The organism is Streptomyces afghaniensis (assembly GCF_044327915.1).
In the GTDB taxonomy this organism is placed as follows: Bacteria; Actinomycetota; Actinomycetes; order Streptomycetales; family Streptomycetaceae; genus Streptomyces; species Streptomyces afghaniensis.
On record NZ_JBIRGJ010000009.1, the window covers coordinates 227314 to 250130 of the forward strand.

Consider the following 22817-nt stretch of genomic DNA (forward strand, 5'->3'; position numbering starts at 1 on the left):
AGGGTAGGGGGACGTTCCGGGCAGATGCCCCGGGCTCGTGGACTGGTTCCCGTTCGCGCAGCAACAAGCCGTAGAGTGACGCGCACGTACGGCGGAGCGACGCCGGCCGGACTTCCGCGCCGGGATGACGCTCCCTCCGTACGGGTATGTGTGCCCGGGACGACTCAGTTCCGGGCCTCGGGCGGGACGACACCGGCCCGCGCAGTGCGCAGCGGCCCGGGGACGAGGAAACGGGGGGTGCATGAGCACGGAAGCACAGCGTGCCTCTTTCCCCCCACGCCCCAGCGCTCCGCCACGCCCTTCACACCCCCCGGCCTCGTCCGAGGACGCCCGGGCGGCGTCTTCCGACCCGGCCCCGGGTGCGCGGCGTCCCTCGCCGGAGCGGGACACGGACTCGTCAGGGTCTGCTGCCGCCGGGCAGGAAGCGGCCTCTGGAAGCGGTGGCGCGTCCTCCGCCAAGACCGCCGGCCCGAACGGCGCCCGCCGTTTCCCGAGCTTCGGCGACACCATGTCCCGTCCCACCGAGCCCGCCGCGCCCCGGGGTGGCGAGTCGGCTGGTCCCCGGGGTGGCGAGTCCGCTGCTCGACGCGGTGGCGAGTCGGCTGATCCTTGGCGTGGCGATCCCGCAGCGGCCCGGCGTGGCGAGTCTGCTGCTTCCCGCGGTAGTGAGTCGGCTGCTCCCTGGCGTGTCGGGTCCGACGCGCCCCGCGGTGGCGAGTCGGCTGCTCCCTGGCATGGCGAGTCCGACCCGCCCCGCGCTAGCGAGCCCGCTGCTCAACGCGCTGGCGAGTCCGACGCGCCCCGGCGCGGCGAGACCGCCGTGGCCCGGCGTGGGGGGTCCGCTGCTCCCCGGCGCGGCGAGCTCGCCGCGCCCCGCCGTAGCGAGCCCCCAGCCCCCCGCCGTAGCGAGCCTCCAGCCCCCCGGCGTACCGAGCCAACCCCCGCCCCGCCCCCGCCCCGCGCTTCCGACCGGTTCCCGGACACGCAGCCCGGCGTCGGCCGCGTGACGCGACCCGAGTCGAACAGGCCGTCCACCCCACCGGACGCCCCTCCGCGACCGCGTCACCTTCCCTCGCCGGGCCCGTCTGGCGGGCCGGGGTACGCCCCCACGTCACGCCGTCCCGGCGCCCCCGCCGAAAACTCCTCGGAGACGACCGCACGCCTGCGACCGGTCCCCGCCGGCCCGGCACCCGCCGAGCGAGCCGCGCGCCCGTCCTCCGAGCCCCCTGAATCCTTCGGCCGCCCCGGTTCCACGCGACCCGGTGTTCCGCCACGCCCCGCGCGGGAGCCCCGAGCCACTGCCGACACCACCGACGGCCATGGCATGCGCATGCCCTCCCCGCCCACCCACCGGCCCACGGACGTCTCGCCCGACCCGTCCCTCTCCTGGAGCGCCCCTCCGCCCTCCGGCACCCGCCCCGTCGTGTCCTTCGGAAAGCCCGAGGGGTACGACCGCGACGCGCGGCCCCGGCCGCTCGGACGGCGTGGGGCGTCCCAGGCCGCCGCTGCCGCCGTCTGTCTCGTGCTCGGGCTGGGGCTCATCTCGGGCGCCGTCACCGGGAGCTGGCTCGTGGGGGACTCAGGGGCGGAGGGCTCGCCCTCCACCTTCGCCGCGGCCGGCAGCCTCTGGCACAGCGTTCCCGTCGACCAGCTGTTCCCGCCCACCGTGCAGGGGCAGGGCGCCGGCCCCGGCGGAGCCGACCGTACCTGGACCCGGATCGCCGTCGCCCCGGACAGCGGCTGCAACGACGCCTTCGACCCCCTGCTGCGCAAGGCCCTCGCCCCCGTCGGCTGCGAGCGGCTCCTGCGCGCCACCTACACCGACGCCACCGAGAGCTACGTGACCACCGTCGGCCTGCTCTTCACCACGGCCGACGCCCCGGGCATGGCCTCACTCGCGAACCGTTTCCGCAAGGAGCGCCTGGACCGCCGCAGCGACCTGATGCCCCTGCCGTACGCCGCGAAGGACACGCCCGCCGCCCACTTCGGCCCGGAGCAGCGCGCCGCCTGGACCGTCTCCGTGCTGACCGAAGCCCCGGTCGTCGTCTACGCCGTCTCCGGCTGGGCCGACGGCCGTACGGTCGACGACCCGCAGCCCGCCGGGGACGCCATGCAGTCCGGAGCCACCACCGCCCCCGCCCAGGCCGGCCTCGGCAACGAGGCCCAGGGCCTCGCCGACCGCGTCGAACGCGGCCTGCGCAAGAACGTCCGCCCGGCCACGGAGCAGCCGTCGTGAAAGCCGTCATGTCCCGCGCGGGCGGGTTCCTGAGTGTCCTCCTCGCCGCCGGCCTCGTCCTGGTCCCCTCCACCACCGCCCACGCCGACGGCATCCGCGCCCAGCAGTGGGCTCTGGAGGCCATGCACACCCAGGAGGCCTGGCGGACCACCAAGGGCGAGGGCGTCACCGTCGCCGTCCTGGACACCGGCGTAGAGGCCGACCACCCCGACCTGATCGGCAACGTCCTCACCGGCAAGGACCTGGTCGGCTTCGGAGCCGAACCCGGCGACCGCGCCTGGGCCCGGCACGGCACCGCCATGGCCGGCATCATCGCCGGGCACGGACACGGCCCGGGCGACGCCGACGGCGTCCTCGGCATCGCCCCCGAGGCGAAGATCCTCCCCGTCCGCGTGATCCTGGAGGACGGCGACCCCTCCCGCGCCAAGGCCCGCAGCACCCGCGGCAACGCCCTCGCCGACGGCATCCGCTGGGCCGCCGACCACGGCGCCGACGTCATCAACCTCTCCCTCGGCGACGACTCCGCCTCCGCGCATCCGGAACCCGCCGAGGACCAGGCCATCCAGTACGCCCTGAAGAAGGGCGTGGTCGTCGTCGCCTCCGCCGGCAACGGCGGCGAGAAGGGCGACCGCATCTCCTACCCCGCCGCCTACCCGGGCGTCATCGCCGCCACCGCCGTCGACCGCGCCGGCACCCGCGCCCCCTTCTCCACCCGCCGCTGGTACGCCACGGTCAGCGCCCCCGGCGTCGACGTCGTCATCGCCGACCCCGACCACAAGTACTACGAGGGCTGGGGCACCAGCGCCGCCGCCGCCTTCGTCTCCGGCGCCGCCGCCCTGGTCAAGGCCGCCCACCCCGACCTGAACCCGGCCCAGATCAAGTCGCTCCTGGAGGACACCGCCCGCAACGCCCCCGTCGGCGGCCGCGACGACTCCCGCGGCTTCGGCTTCGTCGACCCGGCCGCCGCCATCAAGGCCGCCGACCGGCTGAAGCCGCAGGGCCTCCACTCGGCGTCGTACGGCGCGAAGTACTTCGGCAGCGGCCCGGACGCCACCGGCTCCGGCGACGACACCGCCGACTGGGCCGCCCCCCTCGCGGGCAGCGCCGGCGGCGTCCTGCTGGTCGCGGCCGTGGTCCTGTGGCGCGGCCGCCGCGCGAACCACGACGAGCTCTGACCTTCGGCCGGAAGGACCGCCCGCCGAGGCGGCGGCACCGGGCCTATAGGGTCGACGACCGTGGCGAACAAGAACATCCCCGACTCCGGCTTCTCCGACGACGACGGCTCCGCCGACCCCCGGCTGAGCGCGGCACTCGCCGCCTGGTCGCAGGACCGCAGCGCCGTGGGCCCGGTCCTCGACGCACTCAAGGGCGCCCGGCTGCTCGTCCCCGTCGTGGCCGTGCTCGGCGAGGTCGAGGAGGACGAGCGGGGACTGCGCCGCGAGAAGACCAGTGACATGGCCGTACCGACCCTGAAGGCCGGGAACCGCACCGCGCTGCCCGCCTTCACCTCCACCGACTCCCTCGCCCGCTGGGACCCGGCGGCCCGCCCCGTCGCCGTACCCCTGCACCAGGCCCTGCAAGCCGCCGCGCACGAGAAGGCGGACACGGTCGTGCTCGACCTGGCCGGGCCGGTGCCCTTCGAGCTGACCGGCCCCGCCCTGCTCGCGCTCGCGGAGGGCCGCACGACGACCGATCCGCTCGCCGACCCGGCCGTCGTCGGGGCCGTGCGGGACGCCGTCGCCGCCGAGCCCGCCGTCCTGCGCGCCCACCTCGGCCCGGGCCAGGCCGACGGCACCCTCGCCCTGGTCCTGGACCCGGCCGCCGCCCCCGCCGAAGCCGCCCGGGCGGTCGCCCGGCGGCTCGCCGCCGACGAGACACTGAGGGCCCGCCTGGTGCACGGCCTCGACCTGGCACTGCTGCCGGCCGGGGCGACGCCACCGGGCGAGCCCTTGTACGAACGCTGAGGGACCTGCCGTACCGGCTAGCCGTAGACCGGGCCCGTGTACTTCTCGCCCGGGCCCTTGCCCGGCTCGTCCGGGACGAGCGACGCCTCGCGGAAGGCCAGCTGGAGCGACTTCAGGCCGTCGCGCAGGGGTGCGGCATGGAACGAGCTGATCTCGGTCGCGGACGCGTCCAGCAGGCCGGCCAGCGCGTGCACCAGCTTGCGGGCCTCGTCCAGGTCCTTGTGCTGGGCGCCCTCCTCGGTCAGACCGAGCTTCACCGCGGCGGCGCTCATCAGGTTGACGGCGACCGTCACGATCACCTCGACCGCCGGGACCTCGGCGATGTCGCGGGCCATGGCGTCGAAGTCGGGGGACTCAGGAGGGGTCTCACTCATGCCCCACACGATAGGCGCAGGCCGGGGGTGCGCCGCACCAGGCCCCGGGGCGCCACGATTAGCCGTTCCTGGCCATTGCTGGTAATCTCGTGTAACGACCGGTCGGACCCGTATGCCTCGCGGCCCGCGAGCCCGACCCACAAGTGGAGGCTTTCGAACTCCCACCTGACCGCCCCCAGGGCGGCGGGTCACCGGTCAGACGGTTCCGCCCCAGCGGCGATCCGTCCGAAATCGCGCCCCGCGGCTCCCCCGCGGCGGTGCTCCGGTAGTTCGAGGAGCCCCGCCTGGGAATCGTCCGGGGCATTTTTTGTGCTTCGGCGCGGTTAGGTCTATCGAACAGAGACGTTACGCGGCCGTCCGCCAGACCGTCGCGTGGTGCTACCGAGGAGGATCCATCAGCGCCGAGCCCCGCATCAACGACCGGATTCGCGTTCCCGAGGTGCGACTTGTCGGTCCCAGTGGCGAGCAGGTGGGCATCGTCCCCCTGGCCAAGGCACTGGAGCTTGCGCAGGAGTACGACCTGGACCTGGTCGAGGTCGCGGCGAACGCCCGTCCGCCCGTGTGCAAGCTCATGGACTACGGGAAGTTCAAGTACGAGTCGGCCATGAAGGCCCGTGAGGCGCGCAAGAACCAGGCGCACACGGTCATCAAGGAGATGAAGCTCCGGCCGAAGATCGACCCGCACGACTATGACACCAAGAAGGGTCACGTCGTTCGGTTCCTCAAGCAGGGCGACAAGGTCAAGATCACGATCATGTTCCGTGGTCGCGAGCAGTCCCGGCCCGAGCTGGGCTACCGACTGCTCCAGCGGCTCGCGGAGGACGTCCAGGACCTCGGTTTCGTGGAGTCGAACCCGAAGCAGGACGGCCGAAACATGATCATGGTCCTCGGTCCGCACAAGAAGAAGACCGAGGCGATGGCCGAGGCTCGCCAGGCGCAGGAGGCCCGCAAGGCGGAGGCGAAGGCCAACCCCGGCCGCTCGCAGAACGCCGCGGACGCCGACGCGGACGTCGAGGCGCCGGCCGAGGAGCCCGCCGAGGCGTGACCCCTGGGGACGCGAGTCCCAGGAAGCAACCGAAACAAGACGACGCTCCACCGTGCCCGGTTTCGCGACCGGGCACCGGAGCGCCACCGACGAGGAGAGTACGGCGCTATGCCGAAGAACAAGTCGCACAGCGGGTCCAGCAAGCGCTTCAAGGTCACCGGCTCCGGCAAGGTGCTCCGTGAGCGCGCCGGCAAGCGCCACCTGCTCGAGCACAAGTCGTCCCGTGTGACGCGTCGCCTCACCGGCAACGCCGAGATGGCCCCGGGCGACGCCAAGAAGATCAAGAAGCTTCTCGGCAAGTGACGCTCCGGCGCGCGAGCGCCGTACGTCAGGACCGGGACCCAATCGATACCGGGCCGTGTGAGGACCACCGCGGCCCCGCTACAAGGAGTTAAAAAGTGGCACGCGTCAAGCGGGCAGTGAACGCCCACAAGAAGCGCCGGGCGATCCTCGAGCAGGCCTCCGGCTACCGCGGTCAGCGTTCGCGCCTGTACCGCAAGGCCAAGGAGCAGGTCACCCACTCGCTGGTCTACAACTACAACGACCGCAAGAAGCGCAAGGGTGACTTCCGCCAGCTGTGGATCCAGCGCATCAACGCCGCTGCCCGCGCCAACGGCATGACCTACAACCGCTTCATCCAGGGTCTGAAGGCCGCGAACGTCGAGGTCGACCGCAAGATCCTGGCCGAGCTGGCCGTCAACGACGCCGGCGCGTTCGCCGCGCTCGTCGAGGTCGCCCAGAAGGCGCTGCCGAGCGACGTCAACGCCCCCAAGGCGGCCTGACGCCGGCTCCGAGCCGATGTGACGGAAGGACCCGCAGGCCCGAGCGGCCTGCGGGTCCTGCTGTGCAGCCAGCTACTGAGAAAGCGAACGCGATGCCCCCCGCCACCCCCGAGCTCATCTCCCCGCGTTCCCCCCGCGTCCTGGCCGCGCGGCGGCTGGCGAAGCGGAACTTCCGGGGGAAGGAGCGGCTGTTCCTCGCGGAGGGGCCGCAGGCGGTGCGGGAAGCGGCCGGGCACCTCGCCGGGGGCGCGGCCACGCTCGTGGAGCTGTTCGCCACCCTGGAGGCCGCCGAGCGGTACGCCGACATCGTGGGAGCGGCCCGGGACGCCGGCGCCCGCGTGCACCTCGCCGCCGAGCAGGTCATCGCCGACATCTCCACCACCGTCACCCCGCAGGGACTCGTCGGCGTCTGCCGGTTCCTGGACACGCCCTTCGAGGAGGTCCTCGCGGCGCGCCCCCGGCTCGTCGCCCTCCTCGCCAACGTCCGCGACCCGGGCAACGCCGGGACCGTGCTGCGCTGCGCCGACGCCGCCGGTGCCGAGGCCGTCGTCCTGACCGACGCCTCCGTCGACGTGTACAACCCCAAGGCCGTCCGCGCCTCCGTCGGCTCCCTGTTCCACCTGCCCGTCGCCGTCGGCGTCCCCGTGGAGCAGGCCGTCGAAGGACTGCGGGCCGCCGGTGTGCGCGTCCTCGCCGCCGACGGGGCCGGCGACCGCGACCTCGACGACGAGCTCGACAAGGGCACCATGGGCGGGCCGACCGCCTGGGTCTTCGGGAACGAGGCCTGGGGCCTGCCGGAGGAGACCCGCGCCATCACCGACGCCGTCGTCCGCGTCCCGATCCACGGGAAGGCCGAGAGCCTGAACCTCGCCACCGCCGCCGCCGTATGTCTCTATGCGTCGGCGCGCGCACAGCGCGCCGCCGGAGGGTGCCGCTCCGTCACCGGGAACTAGTAGGGTGACCAGCTCAGGGACCCCTCTGCGGAGCCTTGGAGGTGGGGTACGGGGATGAGCGTCGGCACGAGCAGCGCACCAGGGGCCCAGGACGCCGGGAGCCCGCCCGCCGCGTCCCGGCCGCCCGGTGATCTCGCCGACCTCGGCATCGACCCCGACATGCTGCCCGACGGACTCGTCGTCGCCGACGAGGAGGGCCGGGTCGTCTGCTTCAACGCCGCCGCCGAGCGCATCACCGCCGTGCGCGCCCGGGACGCCCTCGGGCAGCGACTGGAGAAGGCCCTGCCATTAGAGGATCTGGAGGGGCGACGCTGGTGGCAGCTGACCGACCCGTACGGCGGCCTCGCCATCCGGGTCGGACAGCCCGAGCGCAACCTGCTCCTGCCCGGCGGCCGTGAGGTGCTGGTCTCCGCGCGCTACGTCCGCACCCGGCCCACCGGGCCCCTCCGGCGCCTGGTCGTCACCCTGCGCGACACCGAGGCCCGGCGCCGCACCGAGCGCAGCCACGCCGAGCTGATCGCCACCGTCGCCCACGAGCTGCGCTCCCCGCTCACCTCCGTCAAGGGCTTCACCGCCACCCTGCTCGCCAAGTGGGAACGCTTCACCGACGACCAGAAGCGGCTGATGCTGGAGACCGTCGACGCCGACGCCGACCGGGTCACCCGGCTCATCGCCGAGCTGCTCGACATCTCCCGGATCGACTCCGGCCGGCTGGAGGTGCGGCGCCAGCCCGTCGACATCGGCGCCGCCGTCGGACGGCACATCCAGGCCTACGTCGCCGCCGGGCAGCCCGCCGACCGGTTCCTGCTGCGCGTCCAGCAGCCGCTGCCCGACCTGTGGGCCGACCCCGACAAGATCGACCAGGTGCTCAGCAACCTCCTGGAAAACGCCGTGCGGCACGGCGAGGGAACTGTCACGATCGACGTCACGGCCACGGCGTCCCCCCGTGAGGGCGAGGACACCGGTACGTCGGTCACCGTGAGCGACGAGGGGCCCGGCATCCCGGAGGAGTCCATGAACCGCGTCTTCACCCGCTTCTGGCGGGGCAGCAAGCGCGGCGGCACGGGCCTCGGGCTCTACATCGTCAAGGGCATCGTCGAAGCCCACGGCGGCACCATCACGGTCGGCCGCGCCCCCGGCGCCGGCGCCGAGTTCCGATTTACGTTGCCCGTGAGCGCTCCGGCCTATCTCGCCTGAGCAGCCCGCGGGCGCATTCGTACACCTCCACCCCGTTAGACTCGGCCATTGGCACCTTTGTGTCCCGCAGACGGCCGTCGGAGTCGGTGACGGGGACCTCCAGCCAGCCAATCGGAAGCACGGGAAGAGATGTCGGCACCGAATAAGTCGTACGACCCTGTAGAGGTCGAGGCGTTGAAACCGGAAGAGATCGAGCGCATGCGGGACGAGGCGCTCGCCGCCTTCGCCGCCGCGGACTCCCTCGAAGCGCTCCACGAGGCCAAGGTCGCCCACACCGGCCCCGCCTCTCCGCTGGCCCTCGCCAACCGCGAGATCGGCGCCCTGCCCCCGCACGCCAAGGCCGACGCCGGCAAGCGCGTCGGGCAGGCCCGCGGCGCCGTGAACAAGGGCCTCGCCGCCCGCCAGGCCGAGCTGGAAGCCGAGCGGGACGCCCGTGTGCTGGTCGAGGAGGCGGTGGACGTCACGCTGCCCTACGACCGCGTACCGGCCGGCGCCCGGCACCCGCTCACCACGATGATGGAGCGGGTCGCGGACGTCTTCGTGGCCATGGGCTACGAGGTCGCGGAGGGGCCGGAGGCCGAGGCGGAGTGGTTCAACTTCGACGCGCTCAACTTCCTGCCCGACCACCCGGCCCGGCAGATGCAGGACACGTTCTTCGTGCAGGGCCCGAAGGGCACCGAGGAGTCCGGCTCCGGCGTCGTGCTGCGCACGCACACCTCCCCGGTGCAGGCCCGCGCGCTGCTCGACCGTGAGCTGCCGGTCTACATCGTCTGCCCCGGCCGGGTGTTCCGCACCGACGAGCTGGACGCCACGCACACGCCCGTCTTCCACCAGATCGAGCTGCTCGCGATCGACGAGGGCCTGACCATGGCGGACCTCAAGGGCACCCTGGACCACATGGTCCAGTCCCTGTTCGGCGAGGACATGAAGACCCGGCTGCGGCCGAACTACTTCCCCTTCACCGAGCCGAGCGCCGAGATGGACATGCTCTGCTACGTCTGCAAGGGCGAGTCCATCGGCAACCCCGACCGGCCCTGCCGCACCTGCTCGTCCGAGGGCTGGATCGAGCTCGGCGGCTGCGGCATGGTCAACCCGCGGGTGCTCACCGCCTGCGGCGTCGACCCGGAGAAGTACAGCGGCTTCGCCTTCGGGTTCGGCATCGAGCGGATGTTGATGTTCCGCCACAACGTCGAGGACATGCGAGACATGGTCGAGGGTGACGTCCGGTTCACCCGGCCGTTCGGGATGGAGATCTGATGCGGGTCCCGCTTTCTTGGCTGCGGGAGTACGTCGACCTGCCGGCTACTCAGACCGGCCGGGACGTCCAGGCCAAGCTCATTTCGGCCGGTCTGGAGGTCGAGACCGTCGAGCAGCTCGGCGCCGACCTCAAGGGCCCCCTCGTCGTGGGCCAGGTGGCCACCATCGAGGAGCTGACGGAGTTCAAGAAGCCGATCCGCTTCTGCACCGTCGACGTCGGTCAGGCCAACGGCACCGGCGAGCCCCAGGAGATCGTCTGCGGCGCCCGGAACTTCGCCGTCGGCGACAAGGTCGTCGTGGCCCTGCCCGGCGCCGTCCTGCCCGGTGACTTCCAGATCGCCGAGCGCAAGACCTACGGCAAGATGTCCCGCGGCATGATCTGCTCCAGCGACGAGCTGAACATGGGCGACGACGGCACCAAGGGCATCATCGTGCTGCCCCCGGAGACCGAGGTCGGCAAGGACGCGATCGAGCTGCTGGAGCTGGTCGACGAGGTCCTCGACATCGCCGTCACGCCCGACCGCGGCTACTGCCTGTCCATCCGCGGTGTCGCCCGCGAGACCGCCATCGCCTACGGCCTGCCGCTGCGCGACCCGGCCCTGCTCGACGTGCCCGGCCCGAACGCCTACGGCTACCCGGTGCGGATCTCCGACCCCACCGGCTGCGACCGCTTCACGGCCCGCACGGTGACCGGCCTGAGCGCCGAGGCGCGCTCGCCGATCTGGCTCCAGCGCCGGCTCCAGAAGGTCGGCATGCGCCCGATCTCGCTCGCCGTCGACGTCACCAACTACGTGATGATGGAGCTCGGCCAGCCGCTGCACGCCTACGACCGCGGCCTGGTCCAGGGCACCATCGGCGTGCGCCGCGCAGAGCAGGGCGAGAAGCTCACCACCCTCGACGGCGTCGAGCGCACGCTGGACGCCGAGGACCTGGTGATCACCGACGACCGCGGCCCGATCGGCCTCGCCGGTGTCATGGGCGGCGCCAACACGGAGATCGCCGACCACGACGACACCGAGAACGCCACGGCCGACATCGTCATCGAGGCCGCCCACTTCGACGCGGTGTCGATCGCGCGCACGGCCCGCCGGCACAAGCTGTCCTCCGAGGCGTCCCGGCGCTTCGAGCGCGGCGTCGACCCGCAGGCCGCCGCCGCTGCCGCGCAGCGCACGGTGGACCTGCTGGTGCTGCTCGCGGGCGGCACCGCCGAGGCCGGTGTCACCGAGGTCGTCGCCCCGACCGCGCCCCGCACCATCACGATCCCGGCCGACCACCCGGACAAGGTCGCGGGCGTCGCCTACGGCCGCGAGACCGTCGTACGGCGGCTCCAGGAGATCGGCTGCGACGTGTACGGGCAGGACGAGCTGATCGTCACCGTGCCGTCCTGGCGGCCCGACCTCACCGACCCGAACGACCTGGCCGAAGAGGTCATCCGGCTGGAGGGCTACGAGAACCTGCCCTCCACGCTGCCCAAGCCGCCCGCCGGTCTCGGCCTGACCGGCCGGCAGCGGCTGCACCGCCGCGTCGGCCGGGCCCTGGCCGGTGCCGGGTACGTCGAGGCGCTGAACTACCCGTTCATCGGCGAGCAGGTCTTCGACCAGCTCGGCCTCGAAGCGGACGACCCGGCCCGCCGCGTCGTGAAGCTCAGCAACCCGCTGAGCGACGAGGAGCCCGCGCTGCGCACGACGCTGCTGCCGGGCCTGCTCACCGCTCTGCGGCGCAACGACGGACGGGGCTCGCACGACCTCGCCCTGTTCGAGACCGGCCTGGTCTTCCGGCCGCGCGAGGAGCAGCGGATCGCCGCCGTGCTGCCCGTCGACCGCCGCCCGACCGACGAGGAGCTCGCCGAGCTGAACGCGGCGCTGCCCGAGCAGCCGCGGCACGCCGCCGTCGTCCTCGCCGGTGCGCGGGAGCAGGCCGGCTGGTGGGGCAAGGGCCGTCCGGCCGACTGGGCCGACGCGGTCGAGGCGGCCCGGAAGGTCGCCCACGAGGCGGGCACCGAACTCGTCATCCGCAAGGGGCAGTACGGGCCGTGGCACCCGGGCCGGTGCGCCGAGCTGGCGATCACCGTGGACGGTGCCGAGCGCGTCGTGGGCCACGCGGGGGAGCTGCACCCGCGCGTGGTGAAGGCGCTGGGGCTGCCCGAGCGTACCTGTGCGATGGAGATCGACCTGGACGCGGTGGAGTCGGCGGGTGACGCCATGGTGAAGGCGCCGCGCATCTCCACGTTCCCCGTTGCCACGCAGGATGTCGCCCTCGTCGTCGATGCGGTTGTTCCGGCGGCCGAGGTCGAGGAGGCCCTGCGCCAGGGCGCCGGGGAGCTGCTGGAGTCGATCCGGCTGTTCGACGTGTACGAGAACGTCGAGCAGTTGGGGGAGGGGCGGAAGTCGCTCGCGTATGCGTTGCGGTTCCGGGCGGCTGACCGGACGCTGACCGTGGACGAGGCTTCTGCGGCTCGGGACGCGGCGGTCGCGCTTGCGGGCGAGCGTGTCGGGGCTGAGCTGCGGAGTTAGCGCCACCTCACTCGTTTGAGTGGTAAAGGTAGGTAAGCCTGCCCTTCCGGGGTGTGCTGTCGACAGAATCGGACCGGTCCGTTCGGGCCGGTCCGATTCTGTGTGTCAGGGGCCTATTGGGGGGCCATCGGCATGATCCGCGTCAGGAGTCGGGTGCGAAGTCTCGGTCTGCCGACGGTGTGGGGCGCGGCGGCCGTCACGTACAAGCTGGCCTGTCCGCTCGCCCAGGAGACCGGCCTCGAAGCGCGGATCGTGACCAGTGCCGTGTTCTTCGCTGTCGGTACCGGGCTGATCCTCCATGTGCGGCAGACGCTGATGCGTGAGCTGCGGCAGTTGCGCCGCGTCGCGGGTGCCGCGCAGAGCGCGCTGCTGAGGCCGCCGCCCTCGTCCGTCGACGGACTGGACGTCGCCGCCGCCCAGTTGTCGGCGGAGCGCGGGGCGGCCATCGGCGGTGACCTGTACGAGGTCGTCGCCACCGAGTACGGAGTGCGGGCCGTGATGGGCGACGTACGCGGGCACGGGATCGGGACGTTCGGGACCGTCGCCGCCGTGCTCGGCTGTTTCCGTGAGGCCGCGCACGACGAGAAGGACCTCGGCAGCGTGCTGCACCGGTTGGAACGCGCCCTGGCCCGGCACCTGCGCCAGGAGCATCCGGCGGGCGCCGCCGAGGAGTTCGTCACCCTGCTGCTCGTGGAGATCCGCGCCGACGGGGAGATGACCGCACTGAACTGCGGGCACCCGTGGCCGTACCGGCTGAGCGGCACGGACGTCGACCAACTCGCCCCCGCCGATCCGTATCCGCCCCTGGGCCTGGTCCCGCTTCCGGCCGAGTTGCCCACCGTAGGCCTGGGCTGTCTGGAGCACGGTGACGCGCTGTTCCTCTTCACGGACGGTGCCCAGGACGCGAGGGACGCCCGTGGCCGGTTCTTTCCCCTGTCGAGCGTCGTGGCGAACGTCGTGCGGGAGGAGGCCCTTTCCCCGCAGACCGTTCTGAGCGGGATCCTCGCCGCCCTCCGGCACCACACCGGGGGTACGTCGTCGGACGACATCGCCCTGATGGTTCTCCGGAACGGTCGGGGCAGGTCCTTGAGGGGCGCGGGGAACTGCGCGACGAGCCACACCCCACCCGCAGCCGACGACGCACCTCTGACACCCCGGCGATGACTCGCCCCGCCCAGCCGGCGGAGCCGTCCGCCCCGCCACGGAGTGTCGGGCAGGCAGCTGGGCGGACGGCGGAAGCGGGCCGCCGCACTGTACGAGGGGGAGCCGGCGGCCCGGCCGGCCTCTTGCGAGGCATTTAAGTCAACCGGCTGACGACTCTCCGCGACAGTGCGCACACAGCGCGGATTCGAGCACTCCGTTCACACCCCGTGTGAAGGCGGAGCCACTAATCTGGCCGCACCGAGCCACCGGGGGGCCCACATGCAGCCCAATACTCTGCTCGACGCGATCCTGGACGAGGCCGGGATCTCGCACGCGGGGCTGGCCGCACATGTCAACCAGGCGGGACGGGCGCGTGGTCTGTCCCTGAGGTACGAACACACCGCCGTCGCCCGGTGGTTGAAGGGGCAGCGTCCCCGGGGTCAGGTGCCCGACCTGATCTGCGAGGTGCTCGCCGCCCGGTTGCGGCGGCAGGTGACCCTCGACGACATCGGCCTGGGCGTGCCCGGCGAGCCGTCCGCACCGCACACCGGCTCGCTGTCCGGCTTCGTCGAGCGGGCCACCGCCCTGTGGCGCTCCGACCAGCAACAGCGCCCGCACATCCTGGGCGCGCCCGCGCTCACCGGCACGCCCGCCGTCATGCCGGTGTGGGAGTGGGAGAACCCGCCCGAGGACGTGGACGTCTCACGCGGCGGCAGACACCGGGTCACCCCGGGCGACCTGGAGATGCTGCGGGCGGCCCGTACGCACTACGAGCAGATGTACCGCAAGGCCGGGGGCATCGCGACGCGGGCCCGCATCGTCGGCTTCCTCAACGCCGAGGCCGCGCCGCTGCTGCGCGGCAGCTACACCGACGAGACGGGCCGCCAACTCCACCGCGCGACCGGAGGGCTGGTGGCCGTCGCGGGGATCTGCGCCTACGACTCCGACGCGCACGGCCTCGCGCAGCGCTACTTCCACCAGGCCCTGCGGCTCGCCAAGGCCAGCGGGGACCGGGGACTGGGCGCGTACATCATCGCGCTGCTGGTCAACCAGTCGCTGTTCATGCGGGAGTACCGGCAGGCCGTCGCCTTCGCCGAGGCCGCGCTGCGTGCCGCAGGCAAGCACATCACCCCCGCTCTCGCCTCCGACCTGTACGCGATGCAGGCGAAGGCGTACGCGCATCTCGGGGACGGCACGAGCGCACTGTCCTGCATCCGGCGGGCCGAGCAGGCCGCGGCCCGCATCCGGCGTGGCTACGAGCCCGACGAGACCGGTTACGTCCAGCCGGGGCTGGTCAACGTCCAGGTGGCGGAGGCCCTGCTGAGTCTCGGGGAGATCGCGGCCGCCGGTGAGCATGCCGCGGCCGCGGTCGACAACCCGGCGCACGACCGCGGCCGGGTGCACCGGCTGGCCATGCTCAGCACGATCGAGCTGCGGCAGGGCAACGCGGACAAGGCCGTGGCCATCGCCGTGCAGATGGCCGAGCAGGCCCGCGGCATGGAGTCCCAGCGGCTGCGCGACCGGCTGCGCGCGGTGCGGGAGCACCTGGTGCGCAGCGGCTGCGCCGGCACGGCCGAGGCGGCCGAACTCATCGACGGGGCCCTGCGCGTACCGTTGTAGACCCCGGGCGACGGCACCCGTGTCATCCCGAGCGACTGCCTGTGCGCCTGCTGTCAGTACGTCCCTACTGCGATATTGCCACTTACTCGACGGAAGGTGGCAGAACCGTGCAGTGGACGAAACACAACGAACAAGCTGTGTACTCAAACCGCTGGTTCAGCGTCAATCTCGCGGATGTCGAACTGCCGGACGGCCGGCACCTCGACCACTTCCTCATACGGCTGCGGCCCGTTGCCGTGGCCACGGTCGTGAACGAGGCCAACGAGGTGCTGCTGCTCTGGCGGCACCGCTTCATCACCGACAGCTGGGGATGGGAACTCGCGGCGGGCGTCGTCGAGGACGGCGAGGACGTGGCCCGCGCGGCCGCCAGGGAACTGGAGGAGGAAACCGGCTGGCGGCCGGGACCCCTGCACCACCTCATGAGCGTGGAGCCGTCCAACGGGCTCACCGACGCCCGGCACCACGTGTACTGGGCCGACGAGGGAGAGTACGTCGGGCACCCCGTGGACGACTTCGAGTCGGATCGCCGGGAATGGGTTCCCCTCAAGCTCGTCCCCGACATGGTCGCCCGCGGGGAGGTCCCGGCCGCCAACATGGCGGCCGCGTTACTGCTGCTGCACCATCTCAGGCTCGGGCAGGACACGTTGCCCTGATCTCAGCGTCCCAGTGCCTGCCAGATCGCCACGACGAGAGCACCCACGGCGGTGAGGGCGGCGACCGCGGGCAGCGGCCAGCGCGCGTGTTCGAGTGAGTTGATCCGGGTGTTGAGCTCGTCGAGTTCCTTGGCGGTCTCCTCGGTGCGGTGGCTGAGCAGAGCCAGCCCGCCCTCGACACGGGCGTACGCCACATCGAGGCGGCGTCGTAACTCTGCGAGTTCTCCATGAACGACCGGATGCTCGGGATCGACGGTCACGAGTCCGCTCCTTTCCGTAGTCATTGCACATCCCTTGCATGCGCATGAGGAGTCAACTCGCCTGGTGGGCGCCTGGGGAGAGTGTGCGACGGGCATATGCGAGCCCGGCGCGCACACGGTGTGTGAATGCCACGGGCCCGGCACCAATTCCGGTGCCGGGCCCTTGGGTTGGCCGGATCCTGACCGTCAGTAATCAGCCTCGGGGGCGTACGCGGGGTCAGTCGTACGTGTAGAAGCCCGACCCCGTCTTGCGGCCCAGCCGGCCCGCGTCGACCATGCGCTGGAGGAGCGGGGGAGCGGCGTACAGGGGCTCCTTGTACTCCTCGTACATCGACTGGGCCACCGAGGCGACCGTGTCCAGGCCGATGAGGTCGGAGAGCTTCAGCGGGCCCATCGGGTGGGCGCAGCCCATCTCCATGCCGTTGTCGATGTCCTCGCGGCTGGCGATGCCCGTCTCGAACATCCGGATCGCGGAGAGCAGGTACGGGATCAGCAGCGCGTTCACCACGAAGCCGGAGCGGTCCTGGGCGCGGATCGCGTGCTTGCCCAGCACCTTCTCGGTGAACAGCTGGGCCCGGCTCAGCGTGCCCTCGGACGTGGTGAGGGCCGGGATCAGCTCGACGAGCTTCTGCACCGGGGCCGGGTTGAAGAAGTGGATGCCGATGACCTGGTCGGGCCGCGAGGTCGCCACCGCCAGCTTCACCAGCGGGATAGAGGAGGTGTTGGAGGCCAGGATGGCGTCGGGCCGGGTCACGACCTGGTCGAGCACCTGGAAGATCTCGGTCTTGACCTGCTCGTTCTCGACGACGGCCTCGATCACCAGGTCGCGGTCGGCGAACTCGCCGAGGTCCGTGGTGAAGCTCAGGCGGGCCTGCGTGGCCTCCAGCTCCTCCTCGGTGATCTTGCCGCGCTCGGCTGCCTTGGCCAGGGAGTTGAACAGCCGGGTCCGGCCGATCTCCAGGGCCTCGCCGGTGGTCTCGGCGACCATGACGTCCAGACCGGACCGGGCGCACACCTCGGCGATCCCCGCGCCCATCTGACCGCAGCCCACGACTCCGACGCGTGCAATGTCTCCCGCTGGGGTGTCCGTCACATCGTCCCTTTCGCTGCTGATCCACTTCTGGGCAGGTGCTCCGGGGTCCGGTGCCTGCTCCGTTCGTGCACGTTACTCCCAAGTATCGATGATCGATCGCCGGGGTCGCGCCCGCTTCGGGCATGCTGGGCGCGGAGTGATCCGCGACCGGGCGGATCCGCGGCTTTTTGGGGCATGCGGATGGGACGAGTGTCACGCAGGGCGTTCGCGGTGGCGGCGCTGTCGGCTTTCACGATGGTGCCTCCGGCGTCGGCCGCCCCTCAGCGGAACGGCAGGGGCGACAACAGGGCGGCCTCCGAGATGCGGGGCGTGTGGCTGGCCACCGTGGCCAACCGGGACTGGCCGTCGAAGCCGGGGCTGACCGCCGCGCGGCAGCGGACCGAGCTGATCACCCACCTCGACAGGGCCGTCCGCAACCGGCTCAACACCGTGTTCTTCCAGGTCCGGCCCACGGCGGACGCCCTGTGGCCCTCGCCGTTCGAGCCGTGGTCGCAGTACCTCACCGGCACCCAGGGCAAGGACCCCGGCTGGGACCCGCTGGGCACGGCCGTGGAGGAGGCCCACGCCCGCGGTCTGAAGCTGCACGCCTGGTTCAACCCCTACCGGGTCGCCGCCCACGCCGATCCGACCCGGCTGGCCGCCGACCACCCCGCCCGCAGCAACCCGGACTGGGTGGTGACGTACGGCGGGAAGCTCTACTACAACCCCGGGCTGCCCGAGGTCCGTGGCTTCGTACAGGAAGCGATGCTCGACGCGGTGGCGAAGTACCCCGTGGACGGCGTCCACTTCGACGACTACTTCTACCCGTACCCGGTGGCGGGCCAGGGCTTCGACGACGACGCGGCCTACGAGGAGTACGGCGCCGGCTTCCCGAACCGGGCGGCGTGGCGGCGGGACAACATCGACAAGCTGGTGCGGGAGACGGCGGAGCGCGTCAAGCGGGTCCGGCCCGGCACCCCCTTCGGCGTCAGCCCCTTCGGCGTGTGGCGCAACGCCGCCACCGACTCGCGCGGCTCGGACACCCGGGCGGGCGTGCAGACGTACGACGACCTGCACGCGGACACGCGCAAGTGGGTGCGCGAGGGCTGGCTCGACTACATCGTCCCGCAGCTGTACTGGAACATCGGCTTCGCCGCCGCCGACTACGCGAAACTGCTGCCCTGGTGGGCGGAGGTCGCGCGCGGCAGCTCGACGCGGCTGTACGTGGGGGAGGCGCTGTACAAGGCCGGTGACCCGGCGCAGCCCGCAGCCTGGCAGGACCCGGCCGAGCTGTCCCGGCACCTGACGCTGGCCAGGGGTCACGCGCAGGTGCGCGGGCACGTCTTCTTCGCCGCCAAGGACATGGCGACCGATCGGATCGGGGCGATGGCGAGGGTGGCCGCCGACCACTACGGGCAGCCGGCGCCGCCGCCGCGCTGAATCACGGCCCGGTGGTGGTCTCCCGGTGCCGGATCTCGGTGTCGGGTCCCGGCGAGCACACGCCCTCGTGCCCGTCCTCGAACCGGACGCGGTACGGGGGGTTGCCCTCCTGGCCCAGCACTTCGACGATCTCGCCGACCTTGTCGTGCTGACCGACCACCCTGCCGTGCTGGACAAGCTGGTCGCCCACGGTTGCGCGCATCTGGGGCCTCCTCACGAGGTGCGGAGCAAGCGGTCCGTGGCCTTTGAGTCTACGGCCGGGGGCGCGACTCGGCAGGGGCCGTGCGTGCCCCGCTCAGCCGCGCGCCCGTTGTGTGACGGCGATGCAGACCAGCACCGCCACGGCTGTCAGCGGGGCGGCCACCGGCAGGTGCTCGCCCAGCAGCAGCACCGACCACACCAGTGTGAGCAGGGGCTGGGCGAGCTGCAACTGGCTGGCCTTCGGGATGCCGATGGCCGCCATGCCCCGGTACCAGACGACCAGCCCGAGGAACTGCGAGCCCGCCGCGACCCACAGCAGCCCGGCGACGCTGTGCGCGGTCAGCCGTACGGGTTCCTGCGCCAGGGCGAACACGGCGACGGCCGCGGTCAGCGGCAGGCACAGCACCAGCGCCCAGCCGATGACGTGCCAGCCCGGCATGACCCGGGCCAGCCGGCCGCCCTCGGTGTAGCCGGCCGCGCACACCAGCAGCGCCGCGAAGAGGTACACGTCGGCCGTGCTCAGGGCTCCCCCGCTCTGCTGCACGGTGAAGGCCAGCACCGCCGCCGCGCCGACGAGGGACGCCGCCCAGAACGTGCGTGAGGGCCGGGCGCCGACGCGCAGGGCGGACAGGAGCGCGGTGGTCAGCGGGAGCAGTCCGACCACGACGGCGGCGTGCGCGGTGGTCGAGGTCTCCAGTGCGAGCGTGGTCAGCAGCGGGAAACCGAGCACGACACCGGCCGCCACGACCGCGAGGCCGGGCCAGTGGCGGCGGGCGGGCAGCGGGACGCGCAGCGCCAGCAGCGCACCGCCCGCGATCACCGCGGCCAGGACGCTGCGTACGGCGACCAGTGACCAGGGCCCGAAGCCCTCCAGACCCCAGGCGGTGGCGGGGAAGGTGAGGGAGAAGGCGATGACGCCCAGGGCGGCCTGGAGGGTGCCGAGGCCGGGCTGCTCCCGCTCCGTGGCGACTGCTATCCGGGAAGCGTTAGTAGCGCTACTCTGTACTCTCATGCAAGAGCGTAGCAGCGTCATTGAACTGGCGGAACAGCTGCGACGGGAGCTGGACCGCTACTCGCCGGGTGGAAAGCTGCCGCCGAGCCGGGCCCTGGTCGAGCGGTTCCGGGTGAGTCCCGTGACCGTGTCGCGGGCGCTGGCGCAGCTCGCCGCCGAGGGGCTGGTCGTCACCCGGCCCGGCGCGGGAGCGTTCCGCGCGCAGGCCCGGACCGCACCGGCCCCCGCCGGGGACACCTCCTGGCAGGAGGTCGCGCTCAGCGCGGACGGTGCCGCCGATCTCGTACCGCGCTCCGTGGACGCTTCCGGGGTGCTGGTCTCGCTGGCCGCCCCGCCGCCCGGCGTGATCGAGTTCAACGGCGGCTACCTGCACCCCTCGTTGCAGCCGGAGCGTGCGATGGCCGCCGCCCTGTCACGCGCCGGACGCCGCCCCGGCGCCTGGGGACGCCCGCCCGTGGAGGGGCTGCCGGAGCTGCGCGAGTGGTTCGCGCGGGGCATCGGCGGGTCCTTCACGGCCGCCGAGGTGCTGGTCACCGCGGGCGGGCAGTCCGCCCTCACCACCGCCCTGCGTGCCCTCGCACCGTCCGGCGCCCCCGTCCTCGTCGAGTCGCCGACCTACCCCGGCATGCTCGCCATCGCTCGTGCCGCGGGCCTGCGTCCGGTGCCCGTCCCGGTCGACGCGGACGGGGTGAAACCGGCGCTGCTCGCCGACGCCTTCCGGGCCACCGGCGCCCCGGCCTTCGTCTGCCAGCCGCTCTTCCAGAACCCCACCGGCGCCGTGCTCGCGCCCGAGCGGCGTCACGAGGTGCTGCGCATCGCCCGCGAGGCGGGCGCGTTCGTCGTCGAGGACGACTTCGTGCGGCGGCTCGTGCACGAGGACGCGGGGCCGCTGCCACGCCCGCTGGCCGCCGACGACCCCGACGGTGTCGTCGTCCACGTCTGCTCCCTCACCAAGGCGACCTCGCCGAGCTTCCGGGTGAGCGCCCTGGCCGCGCGCGGCCCGGTCCTGGAGCGGCTGCGCGCCATCCAGGTCGTCGACACCTTCTTCGTGCCCCGGCCCCTTCAGGAGGCGGCGCTCGAACTCGTCGGCTCGCCCGCCTGGCCGCGCCATCTGCGAGCGGTGTCCGCCGCGCTCAAGACGCGCCGGGACGCGATGACCGCCGCGCTCGCGCTGCACCTGCCGGAACTCGCCCTGCCGCACGTGCCGTCCGGCGGCTACCACCTGTGGCCGCGACTGCCGGACGGGACGGACGAGCCGGCCCTCGTGGCGGCCGCCTTGCGCGCGGGCGTCGCGATCACCCCCGGCCGCCCCTACTTCAGCGCCGAACCGCCGGCCGCACACATCCGGCTGAGCTTCGCGGCGGTCGCGGGGACCGGGGAGATCACGGAGGGGGTACGGCGGCTGCGCACGGCCTGCGACGAGGTGCTGGGATAAGCGTTCGACGCCTGGCCGCCCGACCTGCCAGCATCCCGTCATGACCGACACGCCGAGCCTGCCCGAGGGCTACGAGATCTCCACCGACCCCGCCCGCGTCGACGCCGGGCAGGTCCACCACTGGCTGTCCACCGACGCGTACTGGGCGCTGGGCCGCTCCCGCGAGAAGCAGGACCGGGCGATCGAGGGGTCGCTCAACTTCGGGGTGTACGACACGGTGTCGGGGGAGCAGGTGGCGTACGCCCGGGTCATCACGGACCGGGCGACCTTCGGGTGGCTGTGCGACGTGTACGTCGACCCGTCGGTGCGCGGCAAGGGTGTCGGCACCGCGCTCGTGGCGGCCGTACGGGAGGAGCTGCGGCCGTACGGGGTGCGCCGGGTCCTGCTCGCCACGCACGACGCGCACGGCGTCTACGAGAAGCTCGGGTTCGCGGCGCTGGAGCGGCCCGAGCACTGGATGGCGCTCATCTTCGGCCCGTGAGGGCCGGTGCACCCTGGGTAACTCCCTGGTAACACCTCTTGACCTGCGCACTTGCGGCGCTCACCATCGCCGCATGCCACTTCGGGTCACGTTCGTCGCCGCCGCGCGCAGCTCCCCGCTGCTCGCCGAGCGCTTCGAGGACGACCGGCCGCTGGACCAGGCCGGCTGGGGTGAGGTGGAGCGCGTCGCCCACGACCTGCTGCCGCTCGCCGCGGCCGAGCTGCGCTACTGCTCGCCGACCCCGCGCAGCCGTGCGACGGGGGAGGGGCTCGGGTATGCGCCGCTCGTGCAACTGGGCCTGCGGGACTGCGACATGGGCCGGTGGCGGGGACTGACCCTGGGCGAGGCGATGGCCCGGGAGCCGGAGGCGGTGGACGCCTGGCTCGCCGACCCGCGCGCCACACCGCACGGCGGTGAGTCACTGGTGGACTTCATCACCCGCGTCGGCGGCTGGCTCGACACCCGGCCTGTCGAGGACGGTTGCCGGGTCGTGGCCGTCGCCGAGCCGTCCGTGATCCGCGCCGCCCTGGTGTACGCCCTGAAGGCACCGCCCTCGACGTACTGGAACATCGACGTCCGCCCGCTGTCGACGACCGCCGTGACGGGCCGGGCGGGGCGCTGGAACCTGCGGTTCGACGGGGTGCCGGCTCAGACTTCGCGGGCGTAGCCGGTTTCGGCTTCGCGGGCGTAGTCGGTGCTCAGTACGAGGTCCTTGGCCGGGCCGCCTACGTGCCACACCGTCCGCCAGTGGTCCGCGTCGCGGACGGTGAACTCGCCGCGGTAGAGGTCCGCCGCGCAGGGGTGGTCGGCGACGTGCCGCCCGGACGTCAGGTCCAGGTCGTGGAACGGCCGCCCGTCCGCGAACCGCACGTCCGCCGTGCCGCCCGGGCCCGGCAGGAATCGCAGCGTCCGCTCGGCGGGCCGGGCGACGCCCTGCCAGACGAACGTGCCGGACTCGTGGTGCAGCAGCCCGCCCTCGTCCTCCGGGGCGAACACGGTGGTTCCGGAGAACTCCCCCTGCTCGCCGCTCGCGAGATCCCGCACCGACCGGGCCACGCGCCAGCGCCCGGCCAGATAGGCCAGGACATCCGGCACTGGCCAGAACTCGCCCATTCCGTCCTGCTCTCCGTAACAACCGTTGCTGCGCGACCCATTGACGCGCATCAGCCCCCTCCCTAT

At 72.7% G+C, this 22817-nt stretch carries 23 protein-coding genes; 17 read left to right on the forward strand and 6 right to left on the reverse strand.

Features of this window, described 5'->3' with window-relative positions:
- Positions 1-1423 precede the first annotated feature (1423 nt).
- Genes ACH4G3_RS32995 through ACH4G3_RS33005 form a run of 3 tightly spaced genes read left to right on the forward strand, consistent with a single transcriptional unit; the run spans position 1424 to position 4200 of the window.
- Positions 1424-2236 (forward strand): hypothetical protein, encoded by an 813-nt coding sequence (locus ACH4G3_RS32995; RefSeq protein ID WP_397628131.1) that lies wholly within the window; start codon positions 1424-1426, stop codon positions 2234-2236.
- Between the two features lie 8 nt (positions 2237-2244).
- Positions 2245-3411 carry a type VII secretion-associated serine protease mycosin gene (gene mycP / locus ACH4G3_RS33000; RefSeq protein ID WP_397628132.1) on the forward strand — a complete coding sequence of 389 codons (1167 nt, stop codon included), beginning with the start codon at positions 2245-2247 and terminating at the stop codon, positions 3409-3411.
- Positions 3412-3471: 60 nt separating this feature from the next.
- Entirely contained in the window at positions 3472-4200 is a 729-nt protein-coding gene (locus ACH4G3_RS33005) for an SseB family protein (protein ID WP_397627940.1), read from the forward strand.
- A 17-nt stretch (positions 4201-4217) separates the two neighbouring features.
- Here the strand turns inward: ACH4G3_RS33005 and ACH4G3_RS33010 are convergent, their stop codons facing one another.
- On the reverse strand, positions 4218-4574 hold the full coding sequence (locus ACH4G3_RS33010; RefSeq protein ID WP_397627941.1) for a DUF1844 domain-containing protein: 357 nt from the start codon (positions 4572-4574) through the stop codon (positions 4218-4220).
- A gap of 394 nt (positions 4575-4968) precedes the next feature.
- Between ACH4G3_RS33010 and infC the strand changes: the two genes are divergently transcribed.
- The 10 genes from infC (at position 4969) to ACH4G3_RS33060 (ending at position 15737) form a co-directional block, all read left to right on the forward strand.
- Positions 4969-5619, forward strand: a complete 651-nt coding sequence (gene infC / locus ACH4G3_RS33015; RefSeq protein ID WP_128092545.1) for a translation initiation factor IF-3 — start codon at positions 4969-4971, stop codon at positions 5617-5619.
- A gap of 108 nt (positions 5620-5727) precedes the next feature.
- Positions 5728-5922: a 50S ribosomal protein L35 gene (rpmI, locus tag ACH4G3_RS33020; protein WP_003989075.1), complete on the forward strand. Its 195-nt coding sequence runs from the start codon at positions 5728-5730 to the stop codon at positions 5920-5922.
- A gap of 95 nt (positions 5923-6017) precedes the next feature.
- Positions 6018-6401, forward strand: a complete 384-nt coding sequence (gene rplT, locus ACH4G3_RS33025) for a 50S ribosomal protein L20 (protein WP_003989074.1) — start codon at positions 6018-6020, stop codon at positions 6399-6401.
- A 92-nt stretch (positions 6402-6493) separates the two neighbouring features.
- Positions 6494-7354: a TrmH family RNA methyltransferase gene (locus tag ACH4G3_RS33030; protein ID WP_397627942.1), complete on the forward strand. Its 861-nt coding sequence runs from the start codon at positions 6494-6496 to the stop codon at positions 7352-7354.
- A 54-nt stretch (positions 7355-7408) separates the two neighbouring features.
- The gene (locus tag ACH4G3_RS33035; RefSeq protein WP_397627943.1) at positions 7409-8551 is read left to right on the forward strand and encodes a sensor histidine kinase; all 1143 of its coding nucleotides are present in this window, start codon (positions 7409-7411) and stop codon (positions 8549-8551) included.
- Between the two features lie 129 nt (positions 8552-8680).
- Positions 8681-9808 carry a phenylalanine--tRNA ligase subunit alpha gene (gene pheS, locus ACH4G3_RS33040; RefSeq protein WP_397627944.1) on the forward strand — a complete coding sequence of 376 codons (1128 nt, stop codon included), beginning with the start codon at positions 8681-8683 and terminating at the stop codon, positions 9806-9808.
- The gene (gene pheT, locus ACH4G3_RS33045; RefSeq protein WP_397627945.1) at positions 9808-12321 is read left to right on the forward strand and encodes a phenylalanine--tRNA ligase subunit beta; all 2514 of its coding nucleotides are present in this window, start codon (positions 9808-9810) and stop codon (positions 12319-12321) included. Before pheS ends, pheT begins: the two co-directional genes overlap by 1 nt.
- Positions 12322-12474: 153 nt before the next feature.
- On the forward strand, positions 12475-13485 hold the full coding sequence (locus ACH4G3_RS33050; RefSeq protein ID WP_397627946.1) for a PP2C family protein-serine/threonine phosphatase: 1011 nt from the start codon (positions 12475-12477) through the stop codon (positions 13483-13485).
- Between the two features lie 258 nt (positions 13486-13743).
- Positions 13744-15084: an NsdA family TPR-like regulatory protein gene (locus ACH4G3_RS33055; RefSeq protein ID WP_397627947.1), complete on the forward strand. Its 1341-nt coding sequence runs from the start codon at positions 13744-13746 to the stop codon at positions 15082-15084.
- 107 nt (positions 15085-15191) lie between these two features.
- Complete coding sequence (locus ACH4G3_RS33060) at positions 15192-15737, forward strand: NUDIX hydrolase (RefSeq protein ID WP_003989067.1); 546 nt, start codon at positions 15192-15194, stop codon at positions 15735-15737.
- A gap of 2 nt (positions 15738-15739) precedes the next feature.
- Here the strand turns inward: ACH4G3_RS33060 and ACH4G3_RS33065 are convergent, their stop codons facing one another.
- Both ACH4G3_RS33065 and ACH4G3_RS33070 read right to left on the reverse strand, forming a co-directional pair.
- Entirely contained in the window at positions 15740-15997 is a 258-nt protein-coding gene (locus tag ACH4G3_RS33065; RefSeq protein WP_010045250.1) for a hypothetical protein, read from the reverse strand.
- A 217-nt stretch (positions 15998-16214) separates the two neighbouring features.
- Positions 16215-17090 carry a 3-hydroxybutyryl-CoA dehydrogenase gene (locus ACH4G3_RS33070; RefSeq protein WP_356041619.1) on the reverse strand — a complete coding sequence of 292 codons (876 nt, stop codon included), beginning with the start codon at positions 17088-17090 and terminating at the stop codon, positions 16215-16217.
- 180 nt (positions 17091-17270) lie between these two features.
- Between ACH4G3_RS33070 and ACH4G3_RS33075 the strand changes: the two genes are divergently transcribed.
- Entirely contained in the window at positions 17271-18509 is a 1239-nt protein-coding gene (locus tag ACH4G3_RS33075; protein ID WP_397627948.1) for a glycoside hydrolase family 10-like protein, read from the forward strand.
- A gap of 1 nt (position 18510) precedes the next feature.
- Here the strand turns inward: ACH4G3_RS33075 and ACH4G3_RS33080 are convergent, their stop codons facing one another.
- Positions 18511-18711, reverse strand: a complete 201-nt coding sequence (locus tag ACH4G3_RS33080; protein ID WP_010045242.1) for a DUF1918 domain-containing protein — start codon at positions 18709-18711, stop codon at positions 18511-18513.
- Positions 18712-18804: 93 nt separating this feature from the next.
- Positions 18805-19722 carry a DMT family transporter gene (locus tag ACH4G3_RS33085; RefSeq protein WP_397627949.1) on the reverse strand — a complete coding sequence of 306 codons (918 nt, stop codon included), beginning with the start codon at positions 19720-19722 and terminating at the stop codon, positions 18805-18807.
- On the opposite strand from ACH4G3_RS33085, the gene ACH4G3_RS33090 reads away from it, so the two are divergent.
- The 3 genes from ACH4G3_RS33090 (at position 19721) to ACH4G3_RS33100 (ending at position 22305) form a co-directional block, all read left to right on the forward strand.
- Positions 19721-21157 (forward strand): aminotransferase-like domain-containing protein, encoded by a 1437-nt coding sequence (locus ACH4G3_RS33090; RefSeq protein ID WP_397627950.1) that lies wholly within the window; start codon positions 19721-19723, stop codon positions 21155-21157. The two genes, ACH4G3_RS33085 and ACH4G3_RS33090, sit on opposite strands and share 2 nt — an antisense overlap.
- Before the next feature lie 40 nt (positions 21158-21197).
- Positions 21198-21638, forward strand: a complete 441-nt coding sequence (locus ACH4G3_RS33095; RefSeq protein ID WP_397627951.1) for a GNAT family N-acetyltransferase — start codon at positions 21198-21200, stop codon at positions 21636-21638.
- Between the two features lie 73 nt (positions 21639-21711).
- On the forward strand, positions 21712-22305 hold the full coding sequence (locus ACH4G3_RS33100; RefSeq protein ID WP_397627952.1) for a histidine phosphatase family protein: 594 nt from the start codon (positions 21712-21714) through the stop codon (positions 22303-22305).
- Here ACH4G3_RS33100 and ACH4G3_RS33105 read toward each other — a convergent pair.
- Entirely contained in the window at positions 22287-22751 is a 465-nt protein-coding gene (locus ACH4G3_RS33105) for a DUF6314 family protein (RefSeq protein WP_397628133.1), read from the reverse strand. The two genes, ACH4G3_RS33100 and ACH4G3_RS33105, sit on opposite strands and share 19 nt — an antisense overlap.
- Positions 22752-22817: the final 66 nt, after the last annotated feature.